This window comes from Pantoea sp. SYBGC1, assembly GCF_057197005.1.
In genome coordinates this window covers 12,541-28,045 of sequence record NZ_JBXUNM010000013.1, presented here as the reverse complement: position 1 = coordinate 28,045, position 15,505 = coordinate 12,541, and the positions used below count along the sequence as shown (strand labels likewise).

Genomic DNA, 15,505 nt, shown 5'->3' with positions numbered 1-15,505 from the left:
CATCGTTGCTCTGGCATGAGAACCATGAAGTATTATTCGAATTTAGGGCCCTGGCGGTCGGTAATGCGACCCTGCTCAACTAAAGCCTGTTCAATCGTCTGCTGCAGCATGCGGATACGTTGTTCCATGTTTGCTGCATAGTCACGCGTTTTACCTTTCTCTTGCGCCAGCTCGTGGCAGATATTTAACGCGGCGATGAACACCAGTTGCTCTGTATTTGTGACTCTAGTGCGAACTTTTAAATCTTGCAACCGTTGATTGAGGTCCTCTGCGGCAAGATTTAGCGCATCCTGCTGTTCAGGCGGACAATTTACTCTCAAAGAACGACCAAAAATTTGTATATCTACCGGTTGTGCAGACATGCCACCATCCTGACTGATTACTTCGTTCGCTCCACCCGGCTCGCCACTGGCCCGGAAGGTGCGCAACTATATAGACGCGGGTAAGAAGATACAACCCCTTTTCTGGAAACCCTGAGGCACCTGGTGGTAGCATATCACGAACTTATTCTGCCAACGACGACCAAAGCTTATGTCTTTACAGAACGCAACACCCACTTACAACGCGCTGGCCGCAGCCCTCTCTCAGCAGGGTGTGGGCATGACGCCTGCCGAAATGCACGGACTGCTGTGTGGCATCCTGTGTGGCGGTAATCAGGACGCCAGCTGGAAGACGCTGGTGCACGATCTGGCCAACGAAGGCATGGCTTTCTCGCAGAGCCTGGCACAGCCGCTGCAGGCGCTGCATGACAGCCTGACCACGACCCTGGAAGAAGATGGTTTTCTGTTTCAGCTGATGCTGCCGGATGAAGAGGATATTACCGTGTTTGACCGGGCTGATGCGCTGGCGGGCTGGGTCAATCATTTCCTGCTTGGCCTGGGCGTCACGCAGCCTAAACTGGATAAAGTCACCGGTGAAACCGGCGAGGCGATTGACGATCTGCGTACGATTGCTCAGCTTGGCTATGAAGAAGATGAAGATCAGGAAGAGCTGGAGCAGTCGCTGGAAGAGGTGATTGAGTATGTGCGCGTCGCGGCGCTGCTGTGCCACGACACCTTCACACGCCCGCATACGCCAACCGCACCGGAAGTGCAGAAACCTACGCTACACTAAGCGCGTCATTGCGGGCAGCGCTGCTGCCCGTTATCAACAGGGAGTGCAACTATGATCACACTGGAACAGTTCCGGCAGCGTCGTCAGGCGCTGATTACGCAGATGGCCCCCGGCAGCGCGGCGCTGATTTTTGCAGCACCTGAAGTCACGCGCAGCAACGACACCGAATATAGCTACCGGCAAAACAGTGACTTCTGGTATTTCACCGGGTTTAACGAGCCGCAGGCGCTGCTGGTGCTGATCAAAAGCGATGAACATCATAATCACAGCGTGCTGTTTAACCGCATACGCGATCTCACTGCCGAGGTGTGGTCTGGCCGTCGCCTCGGGCAGGAGGCTGCGCCAGCGAAGCTGGGGGTTGATCGTGCACTGCCGTGGGATGATATTGGCGAACAGCTGCACTTGCTGCTGAACGGCCTTGACGTGGTGTATCACGCGCAGGGCGAATATGGTTACGCTGACCAGCTGCTGTTTAGCGCACTGGAAAAATTACGTCGCGGTTTCCGGCAGAATCTCAGCGCACCCGCCAGCGTGACCGACTGGCGTCCCTGGGTGCATGAGATGCGGCTGTTTAAAAGCGCAGAAGAGATTGAGATCCTGCGTCAGGCGGGAAAAATCAGCGCGCTGGCGCATACCCGCGCCATGCAGCAGTGCCGCCCCGGCATGTATGAGTATCAGCTTGAAGGGGAGATCCACCACGAATTCTCCCGCCACGGCGCGCGCTTTCCCTCCTATAACACCATTGTCGGAAGTGGCGAAAACGGCTGCATTTTGCACTACACCGAAAATGAAAGCGCAATGCGCGACGGCGATTTGGTGCTAATCGACGCCGGCTGTGAGTTTCACGGTTATGCGGGTGATATTACCCGTACCTTTCCGGTAAACGGCAGGTTCACGCCGCCGCAGCGGGAAATCTACGACATTGTGCTGGCTTCGCTGCATAAAGCGCTGTCGATGTTCCGGCCCGGCGTCAGCATTCATGAAGTGAATGATGAAGTTGTGCACATCATGATCACCGGCCTCGTTGATCTCGGTATTCTTGACGGCAATATCGACGAACTATTTGAAGCGCAGGCGCATCGTCCTTTCTTTATGCACGGCCTCGGCCACTGGCTGGGCCTGGATGTGCATGACGTCGGCGATTACGGTACGCCGAGCCGCGACCGCGTGCTGGAGCCAGGCATGGTGCTTACGGTAGAGCCGGGCCTCTATATTGCACCTGATGCCAGCGTGCCGCCGCAGTACCGCGGCATCGGCGTGCGCATTGAGGATGATATTGTGATCACGGCGACAGGCCATGAGAATCTTACCGATAGCGTGGTGAAAGATCCGGATGCGATTGAAGCCCTGATGGCAGCGGCGCGCGGCGTATGACCATTCTGATTGCAGGCGGGGGCATGACCGGCGCCACGCTGGCGCTGGCGATATCGCATCTGACGCAGGGCAGGTTACCGGTCACGCTTATTGAGCGCAGCGAGCCGGCTAGCCGTGCGCACCCCGGTTTTGATGGCCGGGCGATTGCGCTGGCCGCCGGCACCTGCCAGCAGCTGGCGGCGATCAACCTCTGGCGTTCGCTGGCGGAGTGCGCCACGCCGATCACCCGCATTCACGTCTCCGATCGCGGCCACAGTGGCTTTGTACAGCTCAGCGCAGAGGCGTATCAGCTGGCTGCGCTCGGGCAGGTGGTGGAACTGTTCGATGTCGGACAGCGCCTGTTTGAGCGTCTCCGGCAGGCGCCCGGCGTTACGCTGCGCTGCCCCGATTACGTCACGCAGGTCACGCGTGATAAAGCGCATGCGCAGGTGACGCTTAACAGCGGCGAAACGCTGGAGGGTACGCTGCTGGTGGCTGCAGATGGGTCGCGCTCATCGCTGGCGGCGTCATGCGGTATTCAGTGGCAGCGCGAGGATTATCAGCAGCTGGCGGTGATTGCCAACGTGTCCACTCAGCTGCCGCATCAGGGGCAGGCGTTTGAGCGTTTTACGCCGCACGGGCCGCTGGCGCTGCTGCCGATGTCCGGCAATCGTATGTCGCTGGTGTGGTGCCATCCGGCAGCCGCAGAATCCCGGGTGCGGGCGTGGGATGAAGAGACATTCCGGCGCGAACTGCAGCGCGCATTTGGCTGGCGGCTGGGGCGCTTTACCCATGCCGGTCAGCGTGAAATTTACCCGCTGGCGCTGCAAACCGCCGATCGTCAGGTGAAGCACCGGCTGGCGCTGGTCGGCAATGCTGCCCAGACGCTGCATCCGATCGCCGGACAGGGCTTTAATCTTGGCCTGCGCGATGTCATGTCGCTGGCGGAAACGCTGGCCGGCGCCTGGCGCCAGCAGCAGGATCCCGGCAGTTATGCGGTGCTGCAGCATTTTGCCGCCCGGCGTCAGGCTGACCGCGCGGCGACAATCGGCGTGACTGACGGCCTGGTGCGCCTGTTCGCTAACCGTTATGCACCGCTGGTTGCAGGACGAAATCTCGGGCTGGTGGCTATGGATCACCTCCCCTGGCTGCAACATCCGCTGGCCGCGCGTACGCTCGGCTGGGTAAAGCGTTAATAAAGAGGCAGCAATGCAAACATTTGATGTGGTGATTGCCGGTGGCGGCATGGTCGGTCTGGCAGTGGCCTGCGGTTTGCAGGGAAGTGGTCTGCGCGTTGCAGTACTGGAGAAAGCGGCGGAACCGCAGTTTGATCCGGCAGCAGCAGCGTCGATTCGGGTATCAGCAATTAATGCAGCCAGCGAACGGCTGCTACAAAAACTTGACGTCTGGTCATCTATTCTCGCCCTGCGCGCCAGCGCGTATCACGGTATGGAAGTGTGGGATCAGGATAGCTTTGGCTCTGTCAGCTTCGATGATGAGCAGCAGGGGCTATCGCATCTTGGCTATATTGTTGAAAATGAAGTGATTCACAGTGCGCTGTGGCAGCGTGCCAGCCAGTGCAAAGATGTTACGCTGTTTGCACCGGCCCGTCTGCAGCAGGTCGCGTTTGGTGATAACGAAGCGTTTATCACGCTGGAAGATGGCACCATGATGAGCGCCCGGCTGATGATAGCCGCCGACGGCGCCAGCTCCTGGCTGCGTGAAAAAGCGGATATCCCGCTGACGTTCTGGGATTATGAGCATCATGCGCTGGTCGCGAACGTGCGTACTGACATGCCGCATGATGCCATCGCGCGTCAGGTATTTCACGGCGATGGCATTCTCGCTTTTCTGCCGATGCAGGATCCGCACCTGTGCTCAATCGTCTGGTCGCTGGCTCCACAGGAAGCAGCGCGCATGCAGTCGATGCCCGCAGCGCTGTTTAATCAGCAGCTCTCTGTAGCCTTTGATATGCGGCTGGGATTATGCAGCGTTGAGAGCGAGCGCAAAACGTTCCCGCTGACGGCACGCTATGCGCGCAATTTTGCAGCTCATCGTCTGGCGCTGGTCGGCGATGCGGCGCACACCATTCATCCGCTGGCCGGGCAGGGCGTGAACTTAGGCTTTATGGATGCGGCTGAGCTGATTGGTGAGATCCGCCGCCTGCATCAGGCGGGCCGTGATATCGGCGAGCACCTCTCACTGCGCCGCTATGAACGCAGCCGCAAGCACAGCGCAGCGCTGATGCTGGCCGGCATGCAGGGATTCCGCGAGCTGTTCGCCGGCACGCATCCGGCGAAAAAGCTGCTGCGCGATGTCGGGCTAAAGCTGGCCGATACGCTGCCAGGCGTAAAGCCGCGTCTGCTGAAGCAGGCGATGGGGCTGAACGACCTGCCAGAGTGGATCCGCTAGCTAACCAGGACGCTGTCGTTTCGTATCCGCCTTACCCCGGGCGCCATCATTTCGCTCCCGCCTCACCGTAGGGGGCGCATTAATGCGCCCCGGTTTGAACCCATCCCCGGACGTCACATTTCACACCCGCATCACCGCAGGGGGCGCATTAATGCGCCCCGGTTCAAATCTATCCCCGGACGTTACATTTCGCACCCGCGTTAACCCGGGCGCCATAAATGACGCCCCTGCGGTGGCTCAATACCGGGCGTCATGGTTTCGCACCCGCCTCACCGCAGGGGGCGCATTAATGCGCCCCGGTTCAAATCCATCCCCGGACGTCACATTTCGCACCCGCCTCAACCCGGGCGCCATAAATGGCGCCCCTACGGTGGCCCAACACAGGGCGTTATTATTTCGCCCCCGCCTTACCGTAGGGGGCGCATGAATGCGCCCCGGTTCGAATCCATTCCCGGACGTCACATTTCGCACCCGCGTTAACCCGGGCGCCATAAATGACGCCCCTACGGTGGCTCAATACCGGGCGTCATGGTTTCACCCCGCCTTACCGCAGGGGGCGCATTAATGCACCCCGGCATAAACCTCCCCTTAATCTCTGTTCGCACTAAAACAGAGCGCTCTGCATCATAATGATGCCTCGTTTGATTTATTCTAATTTCACTGCAAGATTCGCATTAGTTATTTTCATGCAGGATTAATCGCACAACTATGCCATTTCTTACTTTACCCGCGGTAGCGTGTTTTATTTACTGAGATATCGCCCCGTAGTTGCATAATCTGCGCGTTTAATCACACAAAGACAGCGGATTATGCTGCATGCTATGGAAGGCACCGCAAAGATGAGACCCGGCTTCGACCTCGTTTTGCTTATGGTTAAATCTGTTTTTCAGTGGTAACGTCAGCTGAAAGAGAACGTTTGCGTGGACGATTTATCATCGCGCAGACGAGCCCCGCTTATTGGTTTTCACAGGATGGTTATGACTCAGCAAACGCCTCTGTTTAAGCAGCACCAGCAGGATGGTGCACGTATGGTGGACTTCCATGGCTGGATGATGCCGCTGCACTACGGCTCGCAAATCGATGAGCACCACGCAGTGCGCAGTGACGCCGGCATGTTTGATGTATCGCACATGACCATCGTTGATCTGCACGGCGCACGGACTCGCGAGTTTTTGCGCTATCTGCTGGCAAATGATGTCGCAAAACTGACGCAGCCTGGCAAAGCGCTCTACAGCGGCATGCTTAACGCATCGGGCGGCGTGATAGACGATCTGATCGTCTACTTCATGCAGGAGGATTTTTTCCGCCTGGTGGTCAACTCCGCCACGCGAGAGAAAGATCTCGCCTGGATCACGCAGCACGCCGCACCGTTTGGCGTGGCGCTGACCGAACGTCATGATCTGGCGCTGATTGCCGTGCAGGGCCCGAATGCGCAGCAGAAAGCACAGACGCTGTTTGATGAGAGCCAGCGCGCTGCCGTTGCCGGCATGAAACCTTTTTATGGCGTGCAGTCAGGCGACCTGTTCATTGCCACCACCGGCTACACCGGCGAGGCGGGCTATGAAATTGCGCTGCCCGCTGAGCAGGCGGAAACGTTCTGGCAGCAGCTGCTGGCCGCCGGCGTCAAACCCGCAGGCTTAGGCGCCCGCGACACGCTGCGTCTGGAAGCCGGTATGAATCTTTATGGCCAGGAGATGGATGAAGGCGTTTCGCCGCTGGCCGCGAATATGGGCTGGACTATCAGCCTGGAACCAGCCGATCGCGATTTTATTGGACGTGAAGCGCTGGAAGCGCAGCGCGAACAGGGCAGTGAGAAACTGGTGGGGCTGGTCATGACGGAAAAAGGCGTACTGCGCAGTGGCCAGACGGTGCGCTTCACCGATGAGCAGGGCGTACCGCAGCAGGGTATGATTACCAGTGGTTCCTTCTCGCCGACGCTGGGCTGCAGCATCGCCCTGGCGCGCGTGCCTGCCGGTATTGGCGAGCAGGCCATTGTGGAGATCCGCAATCGCGAAATGCCGGTAAAAGTGACTAAACCCGTTTTTGTACGCGCCGGTAAGCCGGTCGCTCAGTAAATTTTTCAGGAGAAATGGCGATGAGTAATGTGCCAAATACGTTGAAATACCGTGACAGCCACGAGTGGGTGCGTAAAGAAGAAGATGGCTCCTGGACCGTGGGGATCACCGAGCATGCCCAGGAGCTGCTCGGTGATATGGTGTTTGTCGATCTGCCAGAGGTCGGCGCTACGTTTAGCGCGGGCGACGACTGCGCCGTCGCGGAGTCGGTTAAAGCGGCTTCCGATATCTATGCACCGCTGAGCGGTGAAATTGTTGCGGTAAATGAAGCGCTGACCGACTCCCCTGAGCTGGTGAACAGCGCGCCTTATGGCGAGGGCTGGTTGTTCCGCCTGAAAGCCAGCGATGAAGCTGAACTCGACAGCATGCTTGATGCTGACGCCTATAAAGCCAGTATCGACGAGTAACCGGTAGCCTCTGACGGTGTCGCAGTGCGGCACCTCTTCTTTATCTGCCTGTTGTAAGTCCTTTGTGTAACCCAGCCCGATGCAGGATTGACTGTAATGACCCAGACTCTCAGCCAGCTTGAACATAACGGTGCATTTATCGAGCGCCATATTGGTCCCACCGCCGCCCAGCAGGCCAGCATGCTGGAAGCGATTGGTGCCGGTTCGCTAAACGAACTCATCAGCACCATCGTACCGGCGGATATTCAGCTGCCCGGGCCGCCGGCCACGGGTGAAGCCGCGACCGAGCAGCAGGCGCTGGCAGAGCTGAAAGCGATGGCCAGTCAGAATCAGCGCTACAAATCCTGGATCGGCATGGGCTACAGTGCAGCGATCACTCCGCCGGTGATCCTGCGTAATATGCTGGAAAATCCTGGCTGGTACACCGCCTATACGCCGTATCAGCCCGAGGTGTCGCAGGGGCGTCTGGAGGCGCTGCTGAATTTCCAGACGCTGACGCTGGATCTTACCGGTATGGATATCGCCTCCGCGTCGCTGCTGGATGAAGCCACCGCGGCAGCTGAAGCGATGGCGATGGCGAAACGCGTCAGCAAGCTGAAGAGCGCCACGCGCTTCTTTATCGCCGATGATATTCATCCGCAGACGCTGGATGTCGTACGCACCCGCGCCGAAACGTTTGGCTTTGATCTGATTATCGATCGGGCAGAGAAAGCGCGCGATCATCAGGATCTGTTTGGTGTTCTTCTGCAGCAGGTGGGCACCAGTGGTGAAGTACATGATTATCGCGACCTGATAGCAGAGCTGAACAGCCGCAAAGTTGTCGTGAGCGTGGCCGCTGATTTCATGGCGCTGCTGCTGCTGGAGGCGCCCGGCAAACAGGGCGCTGACATTGTGTTTGGCTCCGCTCAGCGCTTTGGCGTGCCAATGGGCTATGGCGGACCGCACGCGGCCTTTTTTGCCAGCCGCGATGAGCACAAACGCTCAATGCCGGGCCGGATTATCGGCGTCTCACGCGATGCGGCGGGCAACACCGCGCTGCGCATGGCGATGCAGACGCGCGAGCAGCATATCCGTCGTGAAAAGGCGAACTCCAATATCTGTACCTCGCAGGTCCTGCTGGCCAATATCGCCGGCCTCTATGCGGTCTGGCACGGTCCGCAGGGTTTGCAGCGCATCGCCTCGCGCATTCATCGCCTGACCAGCATTCTGGCAACCGGCCTGCAGAAAGGCGGATTGACGCTGCGCCACGCCAGCTGGTTTGACACGCTGACCGTTGAGGTTGCTGACAAGGCTGCCGTGCTTAATCGCGCGCTGAGTTTTGGCGTAAACCTGCGCAGCGATATGCCTGACGCCGTGGGTATCACGCTGGATGAAACCACCAGCCGTGAAGATGTACAGGCGCTGTTTGCTATTTTTCTGGGCGACGCGCACGGGCTGGATATCGATACGCTTGATGCCGCCGTATCGGCGGAGAGTGCGGCTATTCCGGCAGGCCAGCAGCGCCGCAGTGATTATCTGACGCATCCGGTATTTAACCGCTACCACAGCGAAACAGAAATGATGCGCTACATGCACAGCCTGGAGAAAAAAGATCTGGCGCTGAATCAGGCAATGATCCCCCTCGGCTCCTGCACCATGAAGCTGAATGCCGCCGCAGAGATGATCCCGATCACCTGGCCGGAGTTCTCTGAACTGCACCCATTCTGCCCCGCTGAACAGGCTACCGGCTATCTGCAGATGATTGGGCAGCTGTCGCAGTGGCTGGTACAGCTCACCGGCTATGACGCGCTCTGCATGCAGCCTAACTCCGGGGCGCAGGGAGAGTATGCCGGCCTGCTGGCGATCCGCCGCTATCACGAAAGCCGCAATGAAGGCCGGCGCAACATCTGCCTCATCCCGGGTTCGGCACACGGCACCAATCCAGCCTCGGCGCAAATGGCGGGCATGTCGGTTGTTGTGGTTGCCTGCGATAAACAGGGCAACATCGATCTCGGCGATCTGCGTGAGAAAGCGGCTCAGGCGGGCGATGCGCTCTCCTGTATCATGGTGACCTATCCCTCCACTCACGGCGTCTATGAAGAAACCATCCGCGAGGTGTGCCAGATTGTGCATCAGTATGGCGGTCAGGTGTATCTGGATGGCGCCAACATGAACGCCCAGGTGGGCATTACTACGCCTGGCTATATCGGTGCCGACGTCTCACATCTCAATCTGCATAAAACCTTCTGCATTCCGCACGGCGGCGGCGGACCGGGCATGGGGCCGATTGGCGTAAAAGCGCATCTGGCCCCGTTTGTGCCGGGGCACAGCGTGGTGCAGATTGATGGCGTACTGACGCTGCAGGGCGCCGTTTCGGCTGCGCCGTTTGGCAGCGCCTCCATTCTGCCTATCAGCTGGATGTATATCCGTATGATGGGCGCAGAAGGACTGAAACAGGCGAGCTCGGTGGCGATCCTCAACGCCAACTACATTGCGCGTCGTCTGCAGTCGGCCTATCCGATCCTCTACACCGGACGCGATGGTCGCGTGGCGCACGAATGTATTCTCGATATTCGTCCGCTCAAAGAGCAGAGCGGCATCAGCGAGCTGGATATTGCCAAACGTCTGATCGATTACGGTTTTCACGCTCCGACCATGTCTTTCCCGGTAGCGGGTACGCTGATGGTGGAGCCGACCGAATCAGAGGGCAAAGCAGAGCTGGATCGCTTTATCGACGCGATGCTGGCGATCCGCATGGAGATTGACCGCGTCACCGCCGGTGAGTGGCCTGCTGATGACAATCCGCTGGTCAACGCACCGCATACGCAAATGGAAATCGTGGGCGAGTGGCAGCATCCCTATACCCGAGAGCTGGCGGTATTCCCGGCAGGCAGTGCGAATAAGTACTGGCCAACGGTAAAACGTCTTGATGACGTCTTCGGCGATCGCAACGTCTTCTGCGCCTGCGTGCCGATGAGCGAATATCAGTAAGCGCGGTGAACTGAACCCTTAAGGACCGGCTGCCGGTCCTTTTTCTTTTGGAGGCACCTATGGATCTGGCACTGGTTACCGGCGGCAGCCGGGGCATCGGACGCGCCACCTCGCTGCTGCTGGCGCAGGCGGGTTACCGCGTGGTAATCAACTACCGTCAGCGGGCTGCGGATGCAGAGCAGCTGGTCGGGGAGATTATCAGCCAGGGCGGCAGCGCCTGCGCGCTGCAGGCGGATATTGCTGATGAGGCGCAGGTCGTGAGGCTGTTTGCGCAGCTGGATGAGCTGCCGGGCGCACTACGGATAGTGGTGAACAACGCCGGAATTCTGTTTACGCAGTGCCGGGTGGAGGCGCTGAGCGCTGAGCGGATCCAGCGCGTGCTGGCGACAAACGTCACCGGGACTTTTATCTGCTGCCGGGAAGCGGTGAAACGCATGAGCAGGGCGCACGGCGGAGAGGGTGGTGTGATCGTGAATGTTTCATCAGGTGCCGTACACAGCGGCGCGCCGGATGAATATGTGGATTATGCGGCGTCAAAAGCGGCGGTGGACACGCTGACCCGCGGGCTGGCGCGCGAAGTGGCCGCCCAGGGGATCCGGGTAACCGGTGTGCGTCCCGGCTCCACGTATACCGACATGCATGCGGATGGCGGCGAGCCGGAGCGGGTGGATCGGGTGGCGCAGCGTATTCCGCTGGGGCGCGGCGCCCAGCCGGAAGAGATTGCCCGCGCGATCCTCTGGCTGAGCAGCGATGCCGCCGCGTATGTCACCGGCAGCATGCTGGACGTGACGGGCGGACTCTGACATCCGCCCGCATCGCCGGTCAAAGCGTGGCGCCGTTGCTGGCGATCACCTGCTGATACCAGCTGAAGCTCTTTTTCTTTGAACGCGCAAAGGTGCCGCTGCCGTCGTCGTTTTTGTCGACGTGAATAAAGCCATAGCGCTTGCTGTACTGACCGGTGGTGAACGAGACGCAGTCGATGCAGCCCCACGGCGTGTAACCCAGCAGCTCAACACCATCCAGCGCCACCGCTTTTTTCATCTCTTCGATATGCGCCCGCAGGTAGTCAATGCGGTAGTCATCGGCGATAAAGCCCTCTGCATCAGGCTTATCGATCGCGCCGAAGCCATTTTCCACAATAAACAGCGGCTTCTGATAGCGCTCATAGAGTGAATTCAGCACATAGCGCAGGCCCACCGGATCGATCTGCCAGCCCCAGTCTGACGCTTTAACGTGCGGATTGGGTACCACGCCGTCAAAGCCGGTGATCGGATCATCCACGCCGCTGGCGCGGGTATCGACCGCGTTGCTCATGTAATAGCTGAAACCGATGTAGTCGCAGCAGCCCTGCTGCAGGGTTTCGGCATCATCTGCTGCCATCTCGATGTGGTAGCCTTTGCGCGCCCACTCTTTCAGCGTGTAAGCGGGGTAAGCGCCGCGCATCTGCACGTCGCTGAAAACGTAACGCTGATGCATCGCCTCCTGCGCCCGCATAACATCATTCGGATGGCAGGAGAAGGGATAGACCGGCACCATGGCGATCATGCAGCCGATCTGGAAACCGGGATTGATCTCATGACCGCGCTTCACCACCTTTGCACTGGCGACAAACTGGTGATGCATAACCTGATACATCGTCTGCTCTGGCTTCTCATGCTCAGTAAACACCACGCCGGAACAGCAGTAGCCAAACAGCGGATATTGCCAGTTGCGCTGGTTGTTGATCTCGTTAAAGGTCATCCAGTACTTCACTTTGTGCTGATAGCGCGTCATCACTACGTCGCTGAAGCGCACAAAGAAATCGACTACCCGGCGGTCAGCCCAGCCGCCATACTCTTTTACCAGATGATAAGGCATCTCAAAGTGAGAGAGGGTGATCACCGGTTCGATACCATATTTCAGCAGCTCATCGAACAGGTCATCATAAAACTGCAGGCCCGCTTCGTTGGGCTGCGCTTCATCGCCGTTAGGGAAGATGCGCGTCCAGGCGATAGAGGTGCGGAAGCATTTAAAGCCCATCTCAGCAAACAGCGCGACATCCTGTTTGTAGTGTGAGTAAAACTCTACCGCCTGGTGATTGGGATAGTGTTTGCCCGGCTGTACGCCGTCGGTGATCACGCGGTCAACGCCGTGTGCGCCACCGGTCAGCACGTCAGCGATACTGACGCCTTTGCCGCCCTGATCCCAGCCGCCTTCAACCTGATGCGCGGCTACTGCGCCGCCCCAGAGAAACCCTTGTGGTAACTGCAAATCATCACGCATTGTTCAGCCTCATCATACGTCGGGTGAAAACAGAATTTCCCGCAGTGTAACAAGCAGCCGGTGAATGTCACGCTATAACACCGCGTGCAGAATGTAACCTGTCACAGCTAAAAAACAGGGTGTTTTCAGGGGGATAGCATATGCGCCAGCGTGCGCCCCAGCGTTTCGATAATGTACATGACCGGCACCTGCGTGGTGATGTCGTGCTGCCCGGCCAGCGTGATCTGCGGCACGTGATAGGAGAGGGTAAAATCCGCCATTTTTGCCAGCGAGCTGGTGTCGTGATTGGTGATGGCGATGATTTTGCAGCGGTTAAGGCTGAACTGACTGGCGAAGCGCAGAATCTCTTCGGTCTCGCCGGAAACGGAGAGAATAATCGCCAGCGCGCTTTCACTGACTCCAGGCATAACCGGATAGTAAGGATCATCAATATGGTGGCTGAATTTGCCGACGTTGGAAAAGAAGCGCGCGCCATATTTACCGAGGCTGCCCGACGTGCCGGCACCAATAAAGAAAATATGCCCGGCCTGCAGGATCATCTGCGCGGCCTGCGCAATCTGCTGCTCAAATTCGGCATTGTGAATACTTTTAAAAAAGCTCAGCATTTCGCCAGCGCCCGATGAGGGGATCGCAGGCGGGGTCTGCTCCTGGGCCAGGCGAAAGCGGATGCGAAACTCTGACCAGCCGTCACAGTGCAGCTTGCGGCAAAAGCGCAGTACGGTGGTGGTAGAGACGCCCGCCTGCGCCGCCAGATCGCGAATGGTCATATAGCTGACGCTTTGCGGATGTTTGATGATGAAATGGTAAACCTGCATCTCAAGATCGTTCAGGCTGGAGAGATCGCGGTGTGCAAACATGCGGAGCATCGCTCAGGCAGCAAAAGGAGCCTGCAGTGTACCAGATTGCACCGCGTGCCGGGTGACACACCCCGACACAGAAATAATTGAGCGTACATGTGTACACTGAAAATATTCCTGGTTAGGCTGAAGGGGTTAAAAAAGACGCTCCTTTATCTTCAGGGATCCCGCACCATGGTAAAATCCGTACTCATTACGCCCGGTTATTCGCTGGCCGAAGAGATAGCCAATAGCATCAGCCATGGCGTTGGCTGCCTGTTTGGTATTATCGGTCTGGTGCTGCTGCTGACGCAGGCAGTGGAAACGCAGGCGAGCATCACTGCTATCACCAGCTACAGCCTCTATGGCGGCAGCATGATTCTGCTCTACCTCGCCTCTACGCTCTATCACGCTATTCCGCATCAGCGCGCCCGGCCGTGGCTGAAAAAATTTGATCACTGCGCTATCTATCTGCTGATCGCCGGCACCTATACGCCGTTTTTGCTGGTCGGGCTGAAATCACCGCTGGCACACGGACTGATGGTGGTGATCTGGAGTCTGGCGCTGGCGGGCATTATTTTTAAGCTGACGATAGCGCACCGTTTTAAAGTGCTGTCGCTGGTGACCTATCTCAGCATGGGGTGGCTGTCGCTGGTGGTGATTTATCAGCTGGCGATGCGGCTTTCCGCCGGTGGCGTCTGGCTACTGGCGGCGGGGGGCGTGGTCTACTCCCTGGGCGTGATTTTTTACGTGTCGCGCCGGATACCCTTCAGCCATGCGATCTGGCACGGCTTCGTACTCGGCGGCAGCGTACTGCACTTCTGTGCCATCTACTTTTATGTGAAGTAAACGGCTTTATGCGTATTGCAGCGGGACGCCGGACGGCCTCCCGCTCTGCGCCTCTTACGCGTCCAGCGCGTAAGGCAGTGGCTGAATGGTAAGTTCACCGCCTTCATCGCCTTCAGCACGCAGGATAGCGTCTGGTTCCGGATCGTTATTCATCACCATCTGCACCCAGACGCTGCCATCCTCAAGCTGTACCGCACACAGTACCGTGCCGGTGCGCCGCCAGCGATCGCCCATCTGCAGCTCCATCGAACTCCCCGCTTCCGGTACTTTACCGGCGCTGCCCGCCAGCCAGAACAGGGCGCGCTTGTTGGCACCGCGGAACTTCGCCCGCGCGACCATCTCCTGACCGGTATAGCAACCTTTCTTAAAGCTGATTGCATCCAGCGCCTGCAGGTTGGTTGCCTGCGGGATCAGCTGGGCGCTGGTAGCGCTATCGATAACCGGAATACCCGCTTCGATATCCAGCGCCAGCCACTGCCTGCTGTCGTTGAACTGCGCCTCGCCCTCGAGAGCTGCTTTAATCGCTTCCGCTTTGGCAGGGGTGGTGACCACGACAAAACGCTCAGCGGGCTGATCCAGCCACAGCAGCGTGCTCTCATCCTGCTGCACTACCGCATGCGCGGCATCCGGCAGCGTGGCAAACAGATTCGTCAGTGCCGCACGCGCCTGAAAGCCGGCAACGCCCAGTACGACGGCGTCATCGTCAGCTTCGATGGTCACTTTGGCAAACACCGCATATTTTTTCAGTTCAGCAATCTGCTGGTCACGCAGGCTGCGGCGCACCAGATAAGCGTATCCCTCGCCGCGATGAAACAGACGCAGATTGCTCCACATTTTGCCTTTGGCGTCGCAGTGGGCAGCCTGACGATGCTGCTCACTGGTCAGCGTCGCGACATCCAGCGTCAGCTGTCCCTGCAGGTAGCTGGTGCTGTCTTTGCCCTGTACCGACACCAGCGCCCACTCATCAAGCGACATCAGCGTCAGGGGCAGGCGTGCCGCAGCGACAGGCTGGCGGGGAGGGAGGGTAAAAATCGGCATGTGTCCATCCTGATTAATCAAATTTGTCCGGAGTTGTTTGTTCAATGTTAAAAGAGCGGCCGGGCAATGCAACCTGTTTACGGAACCGGGCGCACAAATCGCGTGATGAGGCGGCAACGCAGCCTGCCACTTTGCGTAATCCTGCGCAGGAAACAGCACTCAGCCTGCAGCAGGCAAAAAAAGCAGGTAC

The 15,505-nt window shown here is 58.4% G+C and carries 13 protein-coding genes; 9 read left to right on the top strand and 4 right to left on the bottom strand.

Translation table 11 applies throughout. From position 1 onward, the window contains the following. Positions 1-32 precede the first annotated feature (32 nt). Entirely contained in the window at positions 33-362 is a 330-nt protein-coding gene (gene zapA / locus AC2CF9_RS16805; RefSeq protein WP_034823204.1) for a cell division protein ZapA, read from the bottom strand. Between the two features lie 169 nt (positions 363-531). Between zapA and AC2CF9_RS16800 the strand changes: the two genes are divergently transcribed. The 8 genes from AC2CF9_RS16800 (at position 532) to AC2CF9_RS16765 (ending at position 11,133) form a co-directional block, all read left to right on the top strand. Beyond that, complete coding sequence (locus AC2CF9_RS16800) at positions 532-1,113, top strand: YecA/YgfB family protein (RefSeq protein WP_150018530.1); 582 nt, start codon at positions 532-534, stop codon at positions 1,111-1,113. Positions 1,114-1,164: 51 nt separating this feature from the next. Then, positions 1,165-2,487 (top strand): Xaa-Pro aminopeptidase, encoded by a 1,323-nt coding sequence (gene pepP / locus AC2CF9_RS16795; RefSeq protein WP_082032641.1) that lies wholly within the window; start codon positions 1,165-1,167, stop codon positions 2,485-2,487. Then, the gene (gene ubiH / locus AC2CF9_RS16790; protein WP_484557518.1) at positions 2,484-3,662 is read left to right on the top strand and encodes a 2-octaprenyl-6-methoxyphenyl hydroxylase; all 1,179 of its coding nucleotides are present in this window, start codon (positions 2,484-2,486) and stop codon (positions 3,660-3,662) included. Before pepP ends, ubiH begins: the two co-directional genes overlap by 4 nt. Positions 3,663-3,675: 13 nt before the next feature. Next, positions 3,676-4,878 (top strand): FAD-dependent 2-octaprenylphenol hydroxylase, encoded by a 1,203-nt coding sequence (gene ubiI / locus AC2CF9_RS16785; RefSeq protein ID WP_150018532.1) that lies wholly within the window; start codon positions 3,676-3,678, stop codon positions 4,876-4,878. A gap of 977 nt (positions 4,879-5,855) precedes the next feature. Further along, entirely contained in the window at positions 5,856-6,953 is a 1,098-nt protein-coding gene (gene gcvT, locus AC2CF9_RS16780; RefSeq protein ID WP_484557517.1) for a glycine cleavage system aminomethyltransferase GcvT, read from the top strand. 20 nt (positions 6,954-6,973) lie between these two features. Then, on the top strand, positions 6,974-7,360 hold the full coding sequence (gene gcvH / locus AC2CF9_RS16775; protein ID WP_150018534.1) for a glycine cleavage system protein GcvH: 387 nt from the start codon (positions 6,974-6,976) through the stop codon (positions 7,358-7,360). A 96-nt stretch (positions 7,361-7,456) separates the two neighbouring features. Then, a complete protein-coding gene (gene gcvP / locus AC2CF9_RS16770; RefSeq protein ID WP_484557516.1) occupies positions 7,457-10,330 on the top strand; it encodes an aminomethyl-transferring glycine dehydrogenase in 2,874 nt (957 codons plus the stop codon). A gap of 59 nt (positions 10,331-10,389) precedes the next feature. Next, entirely contained in the window at positions 10,390-11,133 is a 744-nt protein-coding gene (locus AC2CF9_RS16765) for an SDR family oxidoreductase (protein WP_150018536.1), read from the top strand. Between the two features lie 19 nt (positions 11,134-11,152). Here the strand turns inward: AC2CF9_RS16765 and AC2CF9_RS16760 are convergent, their stop codons facing one another. Next, positions 11,153-12,592, bottom strand: coding sequence for a 6-phospho-beta-glucosidase (locus AC2CF9_RS16760; protein WP_484557515.1), 1,440 nt, complete (start codon positions 12,590-12,592; stop codon positions 11,153-11,155). A gap of 125 nt (positions 12,593-12,717) precedes the next feature. Further along, positions 12,718-13,449: a MurR/RpiR family transcriptional regulator gene (locus tag AC2CF9_RS16755; protein WP_484557514.1), complete on the bottom strand. Its 732-nt coding sequence runs from the start codon at positions 13,447-13,449 to the stop codon at positions 12,718-12,720. A gap of 174 nt (positions 13,450-13,623) precedes the next feature. On the opposite strand from AC2CF9_RS16755, the gene trhA reads away from it, so the two are divergent. Beyond that, positions 13,624-14,277 carry a PAQR family membrane homeostasis protein TrhA gene (trhA, locus tag AC2CF9_RS16750; RefSeq protein ID WP_484557513.1) on the top strand — a complete coding sequence of 218 codons (654 nt, stop codon included), beginning with the start codon at positions 13,624-13,626 and terminating at the stop codon, positions 14,275-14,277. 54 nt (positions 14,278-14,331) lie between these two features. On the opposite strand, the gene ygfZ is transcribed toward trhA, so the two are convergent. Further along, positions 14,332-15,315: a tRNA-modifying protein YgfZ gene (ygfZ, locus tag AC2CF9_RS16745; protein WP_150018540.1), complete on the bottom strand. Its 984-nt coding sequence runs from the start codon at positions 15,313-15,315 to the stop codon at positions 14,332-14,334. Between the last annotated feature and the right edge of the window lie 190 nt (positions 15,316-15,505).